This is a genomic window from Clostridioides sp. ZZV14-6154 (assembly GCF_020657785.1).
Lineage (GTDB): Bacteria > Bacillota > Clostridia > Peptostreptococcales > Peptostreptococcaceae > Clostridioides.
This window is the reverse complement of record NZ_JAGWCY010000014.1, coordinates 14,834-27,271: the sequence shown is the minus strand read 5'-3', so window position 1 is coordinate 27,271 and position 12,438 is coordinate 14,834. Positions and strand designations below refer to the sequence as shown.

At 29.2% G+C, this 12,438-nt stretch carries 12 protein-coding genes and 1 other annotated feature; all 12 genes read left to right on the top strand.

Features of this window, described 5'->3' with window-relative positions; genetic code table 11:
• Window positions 1–25 precede the first annotated feature (25 nt).
• The 12 genes from KGF45_RS17820 (at window position 26) to KGF45_RS17765 (ending at window position 12,339) form a co-directional block, all read left to right on the top strand.
• A complete protein-coding gene (locus tag KGF45_RS17820; RefSeq protein WP_227829843.1) occupies window positions 26–913 on the top strand; it encodes a decaprenyl-phosphate phosphoribosyltransferase in 888 nt (295 codons plus the stop codon).
• Window positions 914–934: 21 nt separating this feature from the next.
• Window positions 935–1,564 carry an HAD family hydrolase gene (locus tag KGF45_RS17815; protein ID WP_227829842.1) on the top strand — a complete coding sequence of 210 codons (630 nt, stop codon included), beginning with the start codon at window positions 935–937 and terminating at the stop codon, window positions 1,562–1,564.
• 31 nt (window positions 1,565–1,595) lie between these two features.
• A complete protein-coding gene (locus tag KGF45_RS17810) occupies window positions 1,596–2,033 on the top strand; it encodes a COG2426 family protein (RefSeq protein WP_227829841.1) in 438 nt (145 codons plus the stop codon).
• 242 nt (window positions 2,034–2,275) lie between these two features.
• Window positions 2,276–3,643: an MATE family efflux transporter gene (locus KGF45_RS17805; RefSeq protein WP_227829840.1), complete on the top strand. Its 1,368-nt coding sequence runs from the start codon at window positions 2,276–2,278 to the stop codon at window positions 3,641–3,643.
• 212 nt (window positions 3,644–3,855) lie between these two features.
• Complete coding sequence (locus KGF45_RS17800) at window positions 3,856–5,121, top strand: 30S ribosomal protein S1 (RefSeq protein WP_227829839.1); 1,266 nt, start codon at window positions 3,856–3,858, stop codon at window positions 5,119–5,121.
• 117 nt (window positions 5,122–5,238) lie between these two features.
• Window positions 5,239–5,958, top strand: a complete 720-nt coding sequence (locus KGF45_RS17795) for a phosphatase (RefSeq protein ID WP_227842972.1) — start codon at window positions 5,239–5,241, stop codon at window positions 5,956–5,958.
• Window positions 5,959–5,978: 20 nt separating this feature from the next.
• Window positions 5,979–6,425, top strand: coding sequence for a hypothetical protein (locus KGF45_RS17790; protein WP_227842971.1), 447 nt, complete (start codon window positions 5,979–5,981; stop codon window positions 6,423–6,425).
• 156 nt (window positions 6,426–6,581) lie between these two features.
• Window positions 6,582–6,826 (top strand) — a binding site (T-box leader).
• A 129-nt stretch (window positions 6,827–6,955) separates the two neighbouring features.
• Window positions 6,956–8,698 (top strand): 2-isopropylmalate synthase, encoded by a 1,743-nt coding sequence (gene leuA / locus KGF45_RS17785; RefSeq protein ID WP_227829836.1) that lies wholly within the window; start codon window positions 6,956–6,958, stop codon window positions 8,696–8,698.
• Window positions 8,655–9,932, top strand: a complete 1,278-nt coding sequence (gene leuC, locus KGF45_RS17780; RefSeq protein ID WP_227842970.1) for a 3-isopropylmalate dehydratase large subunit — start codon at window positions 8,655–8,657, stop codon at window positions 9,930–9,932. Before leuA ends, leuC begins: the two co-directional genes overlap by 44 nt.
• 14 nt (window positions 9,933–9,946) lie before the next feature.
• The gene (gene leuD, locus KGF45_RS17775; RefSeq protein ID WP_227829834.1) at window positions 9,947–10,438 is read left to right on the top strand and encodes a 3-isopropylmalate dehydratase small subunit; all 492 of its coding nucleotides are present in this window, start codon (window positions 9,947–9,949) and stop codon (window positions 10,436–10,438) included.
• Window positions 10,439–10,444: 6 nt separating this feature from the next.
• Entirely contained in the window at window positions 10,445–11,515 is a 1,071-nt protein-coding gene (gene leuB, locus KGF45_RS17770; protein ID WP_227829833.1) for a 3-isopropylmalate dehydrogenase, read from the top strand.
• A 308-nt stretch (window positions 11,516–11,823) separates the two neighbouring features.
• A complete protein-coding gene (locus KGF45_RS17765; RefSeq protein ID WP_227829832.1) occupies window positions 11,824–12,339 on the top strand; it encodes a PaaI family thioesterase in 516 nt (171 codons plus the stop codon).
• Window positions 12,340–12,438 lie beyond the last annotated feature (99 nt).

Genomic DNA, 12,438 nt, shown 5'->3' with positions numbered 1-12,438 from the left:
ATAATGTTGAAAGGGTAGTAAGTTTATGAAACAGACAAATACAATAATTAATCTTCTTACTAAAATTTCAGATTATATAAGATTAATGAGAATAAAGCAGTATATAAAGAATTTATTTATATTTGCTTCTATAATATTTTCAAACAATATACTAAATATAAGTCTATTGTTAAATACATTTATAGCTTTTGTGTGTTTTTGTTTGATATCATCATCAGCATATGCATTAAATGATGCTATAGATATGGATAAAGATAAAAAACATCCTAAAAAACGTAATAGACCAGTAGCAAGTGGAAGAATAAGTAAAAGAAGTGCGAATATATTATTTGTTGTTTTAGCTCTAATTTCAATTTGCTTGTCAACGATTATTAATTTCAAACTGACTATAATTCTCATTTTATATTTGATAAATAATATATTATATTCTCTTAAGTTAAAGAATATAATTCTATTAGATGTGTTTTCTATATCTCTTGGTTTTATACTTAGAGTTTATGCAGGATGTGTAGCTATAGATGTTAGATTATCAAACTGGATAATATTATGTACATTTTTTTTATCTCTGTATTTAGCTCTTGGAAAACGTAAAAAAGAAATAATAATTTTAAAAGATGATGCAGTTGAGCATAGAAAAATACTAGAAGATTATGATATAGAAAATTTAAATCAAATGATGATAGTTATATTAAGTTCTACAATTGTATGTTATGCATTATATTCTACAAGTAATCCAGAAAAGCCAGATATGATATTTACAACAATATTTGTAGTTTATGGTGTACTTAGATATAATTATATAATTAATAAAACAAATGAAGGAAATCCTACTGACATTGTACTAAAAGATAATGCTTTAAAAATAAACGTAATTTTATGGGTAATTGCATGTTTAATAATATTAATTTTTTAGTGATAGGGTGGGGAAATACTTATGAAAAAAGGTGTATTATTGCTCGATATAGATTATACTGTTATAAATACTGATAGTATGGTAGACTTTTTTATTTATTCTTTAAAAAATAAAACACTTAAGACTATTATAAAATTGCCATACATAATTTTTACTCTAATCATGTATTTGGTTAAAATAGTCCCTTTGAAAAAAGCCAAAGAGGCAATCTTTTATCCAATAGTAGATTTTAGCGAAGATGAGTTAAAAGATTTTTTTGATAGTTGTATAATGAAAAAAATTAATGAGTCTATGAAAAAAGTAATATATAAAAACAAAGAAGAACATAATGTTGTAATTATGATAACTGCATCTCCATATGCATATATGAAGTACTTTAAGTACTATGATTTTGCAGATGAGGTTATAGGTACGGAACTATTTTGTGAAAATTCAAGATACAAAAACCAATTTATTGGCGAAAACTGCAAGGGAATTGAAAAAATACAGAGAATAAATGCTGTATTAGATAAACTTGGAATTGAGATTGATTATGAAAATTCATATGCATACTCAGACTCCAAAAGTGATTTACCTATGCTTTCCTTAGCTAAAAATGCATTTTTGGTTAACAAGAAAAATGGTGAGGTTATAGAACAAATAAATTCGTAGCTTTATATCACTTAGAATAGGAGGGGATAGTTTGGGATATTTGCACATATTAATTTTGTCTATGGTTCCTGTAACAGAATTAAGAGGAGCCATTCCTATAGGCATTGCAATGGGCTTAAATCCTATATGGGTTTATGTATTTAGTGTGATTGGTTCTACCTTGGTATCAATTCCCTTGATATTGACGTTTAGACACATCTTGCAGTTTTTGAGAGGGAAAAAGTTATTTAAGGGACTTGCTAACACAATTGATAAAAAAATAAATTCAAGAATGAAGAAATTAAAAAGCGTTTCAATAATAGGTATAATACTATTTGTAGGTATACCACTTCCAACAACAGGAACATGGACTGCATCTGCGATAGCCTCAATCCTAAAAATGAGAATAAAAGATGCTTTTATAGGGGTATTTTTGGGCAATTTATTGTCTGGAGTTATAGTATCAGCCCTTTCTCTACATATAATATAAAACTATCCAATAGTATATTTGGATAGTTTTTTTATGAAAGTATGTGAAAAATATTTTTTATTTAGGCAAAATATTTAAATTCATTTGGTATTAAAATATTTACTATGATAAAAGAAATATAGTATAGTATTATTTATGAGGAAATTAATTTAAACTTGTCTATCAATAAAATAAAGTTTTTATATAAAATGTATTTTTAATAGTAATAGATTTAAATATTAAATTATTAAGGAGGTTTTAAGATGGAAAATTCAAATACTGATTTAGGTCGTGAGAATGTGGGTAAATTGCTTTTTAAATTGGCTACACCAGCTATTATTGCACAAATTGTAAATGTTTTGTACAACATAGTAGATAGAATCTTTATTGGTAGAATGGAAAGTGGAGAAGTTGCTATGGCAGGTGTCGGAGTAGCATTTCCTATAATAATTATAATAACTTCATGTAGTTATTTAATTGGTATGGGGGGAGGTCCTCTAGCTGCTATAAAAATGGGCGAACAGGATAATGATGGAGCAGAGAAAATAATGAGTAATAGTTTTTCTGTGTTAGTTATTTTGGCGATACTTTTGACTATAGGCTTTCAGATTGGAAAAGAACCCTTACTTTGGCTATTTGGAGCAAGCGAATCTACAATTGGATACTCAATGGATTATTTGAATATTTATTTAATAGGTACAGTATTTGTTCAAATTTCATTAGGTATGAATACTTTTATAAATACTCAAGGATTTGCGACAACGGGTATGATTACGGTTGCTATAGGAGCTTTGATAAACATAATACTAGACCCAATTTTTATATTTGGATTTGGTATGGGAGTAAAAGGAGCTGCATTAGCCACTATAATTGCACAAGGAGTTTCTGCTATTTGGGTATTGGTATTTCTATTTGGAAAGAAAAGTATACTTAAGATAAAAAAGAAATACATGATGCCTAAAGCAAGTATTATTTTACCGGTATTGGGGCTAGGAATTTCTCCTTTTATAATGCAATCTACAGAGAGTTTAGTGCTTATAGCATTAAATAGCAAATTACAGATGTATGGAGGCGATTTAGCAGTAGGTTCAATGGCAATAATGAGTAGTATAATGCAAATTCTTATGCTTCCTAACATGGGATTTACACAAGGGGCACAGCCGATAATAAGTTACAATTATGGTTCAGGACAGATTGATAGAGTAAAAAAGACCTTTAAGTTATGTTTATTGTCATGTTTTACATATTCTGCAATTTTGTGGATTCTACTTATGATATTCCCTACGGTTTTTGTCAGTATATTTAACAAAAATCCACAATTACTTAGTATGACTAGTTGGAGTATAAAAATATATTTTGCTGGTTCTTTTATGTTTGGAATACAATTAGCTTGCCAGCAAACATTTTTAGCGCTTGGAAAAGCAAAAATATCTTTAATTTTAGCTCTTCTTAGAAAAGTTGTGCTTTTAATACCTTTAATATTTATACTTCCAATGTTTTTTGATGAAAAACTTTTTGCTGTACTTTTAGCAGAGCCAGTTGCCGATATAACAGCAGCTACTATTACAGCAATTTGTTTCTTTATATTTTATAAAGGTTCTCTATCAAAACCTAAAGCAATACAGGAGTAAAATCTAAATAGTATAAGGTTTTTAGGAGCATATCTTATTAGATAAAAATTAAAATTTGTATTTTAATTTAAGAAGATATTTTTTATAATTTACAAAGATATAAACTAGAATTAAAATTTAAAATTATAGTAAGAAAAATGTAAGTATTTGCAATATTAATGGTATAATATTTACAGATATGATAATCAATAAGAGGAAAGGATGTTTATATAATGGAAAATGATTTAACAATGCAAGAGCTACTTGAGCAACAAGAGCAAGTGTTCAGCAAAGTGAAAGTTGGGGAATTGATAACTGGAAAAATAACTGCAGTGAGAAATGACGAAGTACAACTAGAATTAGGTTATGGGTTTGATGGAATAATACCTATAAGTGAATTAAATATAGAAAAAAATCAACCTATAGAAGATTTGTATCATATAGATGATGAAATAACTGCTATAATAACAAAAGTATCTCAAAAAGATGGAACAATAACTTTATCTAAGTTACAGTTAGATAGAAAAAAAGATTTTGCTGATTTACACAAAGCTTATGATGAACATAGAATAATAACTGTAAATGTTGAAAAAAATATAGAAAAAGGTGTATTTGCTAATTACAATACATATACATTTTTTATACCAATTTCTCAGCTTGACACAAAATTTATTACAGATACGTCTAAATTTGTTGGTCTTAACTTAGAAGTATATATAAAAGAAATGGATGCTAGAAAAAATAGATTTGTAGCATCTCATAGAGATGTATTACAAGAACGTATAAATAAAGAGAGAGAAGAAAGAAGAGTTCAAATTAAGGCAGAAAAAGAAGCCGAAAGAGCTAGAATTAAACATGAAAGAGAAGAAGAAAAAGCTCGTATTAAATTAGCTAAAGAAGAATTATTTAATTCTCTTGAAGTTGGTCAAAAAAGAGATGGTAAAGTAACGAAGATAATGCCTTATGGTGCCTTTATAGATATTGGTGGAATTGAAGGATTAGCACATATAAATAACCTAGCTTGGGCAAGAGTTGAAAGTGTTGAAGATGTTGTCTCTGAAGGCCAAGAAGTGGAAGTTTATGTATTAGATGTAAATCAAGAAACTAAAAAAATTGCACTAGCATTAAAAGATATAAACAATGACCCATGGGATTTAATAGCAAAAGAATTACAAGTTGATGATGTTGTTAATGCTAAAGTTCTTAGAATTATAGAAAAGGGAGCCTTTGTTCAAATCAAAGAAGGTGTAGATGCTTATTTACCAATTTCTGAATTGAGTGATACTAGAGTAGCTAAAGTTACTAATGTTGTTAATATTGGAGACGAAATTAAAGTTAAAATTCTTGATTTTAAACCAAAAACTAAGAGAATGTTAGTTTCAATAAAAGAGGCAACTAGAGAACCAGAAGAAGATATAACAGAGTTTTTAGAAGTAGAAGAATCTCTAGGAAGTATTGGAGAATTATTTAAAGATAAATTTAAAGACTTAGAAATATAAAATAATCAAAAAGGGGGGCTGTTTTAAAACATTACTCTGTCTATTTTGACAGCTTTAGTTTTAAAATAGCCCTTTAACTATCTACAAAATTTATATAAGATATTAGGAGGAAATTTAATGAAAAAAGCTATTATAGATGTACATTGTCATACTTTAATAAGTGGACATGCACATAGTACTTTTAAAGAAAACGTTGAAGAAGCAATTCAAAAAAATATAAAATATTTAGGTATATCAGATCATGGTCCTAATATGCCAGGAGGACCACATCCATTTTACTTCTATAATTTACATCTACTTCCACGTCAAATACAAGATTTAAAGATTCTTAGAGGTATAGAAGGAAATATCATGGATTATGATGGAAACTTAGATGTTCCAGAAGATATGCTACAACATTTAGATTATATAATTGCAAGTTTGCATAGACCTTGTATAGCTTCAGGTACAAAAGAAGAAAATACAAATGCTATTTTAAAAGTGATGGATAAACCTAGAGTAAAGATAATTGGGCATCCAGATGATAGTAGATACCCTTTAGATTATGAGTCTATAGTAAAAAAAGCAAAGGATAAAAATATTCTTCTAGAGATAAATAACTCTTCATTAAGTTTGAATTCTCATAGAACTGGAACTTGGGAAAATGCAAGTGAAATGTTGCTGTTATGTAAACAATATGGTGTAAGAGTTATTCTTGGTACAGATTCTCATATATGTTATTCTATAGGTGAATTTGAAAGTGCAGAGAAAGTTTTAAAATCAGTAAATTTTCCAGAAGAACTAGTAATAAATTATCATGAAGATGAAATTGTAGAGTTTTTTAATATAAATTTTTAGAGTTTTAGGAGTGAGAAAATTTGAGTAAAAATAAGTTTATCTATATGAATTATTATGACAATGGTTATTTCAAAAAGGGAATGGTTATAAATATGGTTTTAGCCCTTATAATCTTGGCCACAATTTTTATATATTCAACAACATTTTTGTATCTTTTATGTATAATAACAGCAGTTTTTCTTTTTAAACAAGGTCGTGATTTTTCAAATAGATATAAGGGAAAAGTATATCTTACTCTTGATAATCATTCAATATCAATAAATAATCAATGTATCTTCAGTATAAAAGCTAGAAAAAATCAAAAATTTAATTATAAAGTAGTAGAAAAAATAGAAGTGACAAAAAATATATTAAATGTATATGCTGATAATTTTAATTACAAAGTTAGATTAAATGCGTTGAGTTTGGAAGATGAAAAAAAATTATTGAGTATAATAGATGAAAAGATAAAAAAATTTAAGGAGTAATACCATACTATTTTTAATCGTTAGCATGATTTAGAAGATTGCTTGACAAAAATAAATAATAAAAAAATACAGATAATTATTTTTTTGTGTTGACAATACATTTTAATGTGTATATAATAACTATTAAATCAAAATATTTAGAAAATTTAAATGATTTAAAAAGCGATGAATAGAAGTAGTAAGAATCATGAAACTTCCAGAGAGCTAAAGTATGGTGTGATTTAGCAGTTGATAATTCTGAACTTGTCTAGGAGCTGTTTCCTAAGTTTTAAAATTTAGGTTAACCGTATTTCCACGTTACAGGAAAAATAGTTATTATAATAATTAGTAGTAACTATTACTAAGGGAGCTTTTTAAAAAGCTAAATAGAGTGGTACCGCGAGCAAAACCTCGTCTCTAGTTTTACTAGAGATGAGGTTATTTTTATTCTAATGATAAATTTAACATTTGTACTTATGAATTAAAAAGGGGAAGAATTGCGTCGATACAAGGTATACTGAATACAAAAAACAAAGAAGAGGGGGAATAACATGAAATATGGAAAGTATAAAAAATATAATAGAATGAAAATGACAAATCGTAAATGGCCAGATAATGAAATAACAAAAGCTCCAGTTTGGTGTAGTGTCGATTTAAGAGATGGAAATCAATCACTACCAACACCTATGAATGTAGAAGAAAAAGTCAGAATGTTCAAAATGATTTTGGATACAGGATTTAAAGAAATAGAAGTAGGTTTTCCATCAGCATCAAATACAGAGTATACATTTTTAAGAAAGTTAATAGATGAAAATATGATTCCAGATGATGTAACTATACAAGTACTTACACAATCCAGAGCTCATCTTATAGAAAAAACATTTGAATCAGTAAAAGGATGTAAGAAAGCAATAATACATTTATATAACTCTACATCTGTTCTTCAAAGAGAAGTGGTTTTTAATATGAGTAAACAAGAAATCATAGATATAGCAGTTGGGGGAGCAAAATTATTCAATGAAGAAGCAAAAAAATATCCTGAAACAGATTTTATTTTTGAATATTCACCTGAAAGTTTCACAGGTACAGAAATGGACTATGCACTTGAAATATGTGAGGCAGTTATAGATGTGTGGAAACCAACACCACAAAAGAAAGTTATAATAAATCTTCCATCAACAGTAGAAATGGCAACACCAAATGTATATGCAGACCAAATAGAATGGTTTTGTGAAAATATAAGCTGTAGAGATTCTATTATAATGAGCTTACACACTCACAATGATAGGGGGACTTGTACAGCGGCAAGTGAGCTTGGGTTATTAGCTGGAGCAGATAGACTTGAAGGTACATTATTTGGAAATGGTGAAAGAACTGGAAATATGGATATAGTAAATGTGGGTCTTAATCTTTATACACAGGGAATAAATCCAGAGTTAGACTTTAGTAATATCGATAAAATGATAGAAATATATGAAGATTGTACAAAACTTACAGTACATGACAGACATCCATATGCAGGAAATCTTGTACATTGTGCTTTTTCAGGTTCTCATCAAGATGCTATTAGAAAAGGTATGATAGCAATTAACACTAGAAATGATGGTTGTTGGGAAGTTCCATATCTACCAATAGACCCTCATGATATAGGTAGAGAATACAAAGAAATTATTAGAATAAACAGTCAATCAGGAAAAGGCGGAGCTGTTTATATAATGGAAACAGATTATGGTTTCATGATACCTAAAAATATGCATTCTCATTTTGGAAATGTAGTTAAAATGGAATCTGATAGAATAGGAGAGGAACTTAGTAGTGAATCAATATTTAACTTATTTAAGAAGGAATATATTGATGTTGAGAGTCCTTATAAAGTTAAGAAGTATAAGATAAAATCGATGGATGAAATAAATTATGAGAATGATGATTCTGATGATACTAATATGATTGAGATGACTGCAAGAGTAACCTATATGGGTAATGAACAAAGAATTGTTGGAATAGGAAATGGTCCTGTAGATTCATTTAACAACGCATTAAAACAATGTGGCATGAAAGATTATAAATTTAGATATTATTGGGAACATGCATTAGAGGAAGGTTCACATTCAAGAGGTGTAGCCTATGTTGGAATAGAACATAATGATAAAGTTTATTTTGGGGTAAGCATATCAGAAAATATAAACACAGCAGCTATTAATGCTCTTATGAATGCAATAAATAAAAGTTATATTGAGGAGGAAGCAGAAAATGGGGATGACTATGACGCAGAAAATCTTAGCGAAACATGCTAATTTAAATGAGGTTAAGAAAGGACAATTGATTGAAGCAAACCTAGATATAGTTTTAGGAAATGATATAACATCACCAGTAGCTATTAGAGAGTTTGAAAAGTTAGGAATTGAAGAGGTTTATGATAAGTCTAAAGTGGCAATAGTTTTGGACCATTTTACACCTAATAAAGATATAAAGAGTGCAGAGCAGTGTAAGTTTACAAGAAGTTTTGCAAAATCCAAAGGAGTGGTCAATTTCTTTGATGTAGGAGATATGGGAATAGAACATGTTCTTCTTCCTGAAAAAGGTATAGTAACAGCAGGAGATGTAATCATAGGTGCCGATTCTCATACTTGCACATATGGAGCATTAGGCGCTTTTTCCACTGGCGTAGGTTCAACTGACATGGGAGCTGGGATGGCTACAGGAAAATGTTGGTTTAAGGTACCCGGTGCAATAAAATTTGTCCTAAAGAATAAGCCAAATAAATGGATAACTGGAAAAGATGTGATACTTCATATAATAGGGAAGATAGGTGTTGATGGAGCACTTTACAAATCTATGGAATTTTGTGGAGATGGAGTAAGTAATCTATCTATGGATGATAGATTTACTATTTGTAATATGGCAATAGAAGCAGGAGCTAAAAATGGAATTTTTCCAGTAGATGATAAAACTATAGAATATATAAATTCACATAAGTGTACAACAACAGAAAAAGTTGTAAATGTATACGAAGCAGATGAAGATGCAATTTATGATGAAATATATGAAATTGACTTAGCTGAATTAAAAGAAACAGTAGCTTTTCCACATCTTCCTGAAAATACTAAAACAGTAGATGAGATTGAGAAAGATATAAAGATAGACCAAGTTGTAATAGGCTCTTGTACAAATGGAAGAATATCAGACCTTGAAATTGCAGCTGAAATCATGAAAGGTAAAAAAGTTGCAGATGGAGTTAGAGTAATGATATTTCCTGGAACTCAAAAGGTATATCTTGAAGCAATAGAAAAAGGCTATATTACTACCTTTATAGAAGCAGGAGCAGCTGTTTCTACACCAACATGTGGACCATGTCTTGGAGGTCATATGGGTATACTTGCAGCAGGAGAAAGGTCAGTTTCAACAACAAATAGGAACTTTGTAGGAAGAATGGGTCATGTTGATTCAGAAGTGTATCTTGCTAGTCCAGCTGTAGCAGCAGCATCAGCTATAACTGGAAAAATATCAAAACCATCAGAAATAATTTAAGGGAGGTAAAGTTTATGATTGCTAATGGAAGGGTTTTTAAATTTGGTGATAATATAGATACAGATGTAATAATACCAGCTAGATATTTAAATATAGCTGATTATAAGGAATTAGCAACGCACTGTATGGAGGATATTGATGATAAATTTGTATCTAAAGTAAAGGTTGGAGACATTATAGTTGCAACTAAAAATTTTGGGTGTGGTTCATCAAGAGAACATGCTCCAATCGTAATAAAAGAAAGTGGAGTATCATGTGTAATTGCATCAACTTTTGCTAGAATATTTTTTAGAAATTCTATAAATATAGGGCTTCCAATACTTGAATGTGAGGAAGCTGCTAATAGTATAGAAGAAGGCGATACTATAGAAGTGGATTTTTCAACAGGTGTAATAAAAAACATAACAAAAGGAGCAGAATATAAGGCAGAACCATTTCCTGAGTTTATGCAAAATATCATAACAAATGAAGGTCTAATTAACTCAATAAAGGTAAACAGGGGGTAATGGTGTATGAATTGTAAAATAGCAGTCATAAAAGGTGATGGTGTTGGGCCAGAAATTATAGAAGAAGGTATAAAGGTCTTAAATAAAATCTGTTATAAATTTAATCATAAATTTGATTGTGAATATGTATTGGCTGGAGGATGTGCAATTGATGAAACTGGAGAACCTCTACCTGATAAAACTGTTGAAATATGTCGAAAAAACGATGCGGTATTACTTGGAGCTGTTGGAGGTCCAAAGTGGGATAAATGTAAGGGAGATACAAGACCAGAAGCAGGTCTTTTAAAATTGAGAGAATCCTTAGGTTTATTTGCAAATTTGAGACCAGCAACTATATATGAAAGTATAAAGGAATCTTCACCACTTAGAGCAGATATAGTAGAAAAAGGCATTGATTTTGTTGTTGTGAGGGAGTTAACAGGGGGCATTTATTTTGGAAAACGTGGAAGAAAGATTATTGATGGTGTTGAAGAGGCTTATGATGTAGAGGTATACAATGAAAATGAAATAAGAAGAATTGGAAGAAGGGCTTTTGAAATCGCTAGAAATAGAAAGTATAAACTTGTCAGTATAGATAAAGCAAATGTGCTTGAAAGTTCAAGACTTTGGAGAGGTATTATGGAGAGCTTAGCTAAAGAATTTGATGATGTAGAGCTATCACATATGTATGTTGATAACGCTGCTATGCAAGTTGTAAGAGACCCTAGCCAATTTGATGTAATAGTGACTAATAACATATTTGGAGATATAATATCTGACGAAGCATCCATGGTTACAGGTTCTATAGGTATGTTACCATCTGCATCACTTCGAGAAGATAGCTTTGGAATGTATGAGCCAATACATGGGAGTGCTCCTGATATAGCTGGAAAAGATATTGTAAATCCAATTGCAACTATTTTATCTGTGGCAATGATGTTAAGACATAGCTTTAATCTAGAAGATGAAGCTAAATGCATTGAAGATGCAGTACAAAATGTACTTAGAAAAGGATACAGAACTAGTGATATATATAATAGTATAGGAACTGTTGTTGGGACAAAGAAAATGGGAGAATTAATAGTAAATGAAATTTAGAATTATAGTTTAATTTATATAATACAATTGGGTCATATAATTGGGGGAATTAGTAAAAAATTTATTGTGGCATAGTTTTATATTTAGGGTATAAGATATATTTTATTTTTAAAGCATGATGTGATTTTAGGTAATTTTAATTACATAAAATCATATTGTGCTTTTTTTAGAAAATAATACTTTGGATTAAGATTTTAATGCTGAAATAGCCTATTTTTGCTTATTAGAAATTTGCAGGGATTTAATTAATATTATATAATATATTTTAGTATTATGAATATTAAGTGGCTATCAATATTAGTTAGGAGATGGAGTTTTTGGGAAAGTATAAGGTTTTAAAAAAGCAAAATAGTAGTAAATCTTGTTTAGTTTGTGGAACACAAAATGAATTAGGATTAAAAGCAGATTTTTATGAACTTGAAAATGGAGAACTTGTATCAATTTGTAATACAAAAGATTGGCATCAGAGTTATCCAGGGAGAGTTCATGGAGGTATGTCTGCTGCAATATTAGATGAGACTATTGGAAGAGCTGTAAGTATAAATGATGACCAAATATGGGGTGTGACAGTATCTTTAGAATTGAAATATAAAAAACCAGTACCAACAGATGCTACTATAAGAGTAGTTGGAAGGATAACTAAAGAAAATAGAAAATTATTTGAAGGTACAGGGGAAATAATTTTGCCAAATGGAGAGATAGCAGTAACAGCAACTGGAAAATATATGAAGATGCCTATTGGTCAAATAGCAGAAGGTGATTTTTCTGATGAAGAATGGTTTTTTGCTGAATCAGAAGAAAAAGTTGAATATATTGAACTTTAAGTAATTACATATTTACTATGTCAAATGATATATCAAAAAATATAAAATTAAAAAATATAAGATAAAAATAACTTAGCTATACTTAAAAAAAATCTTATA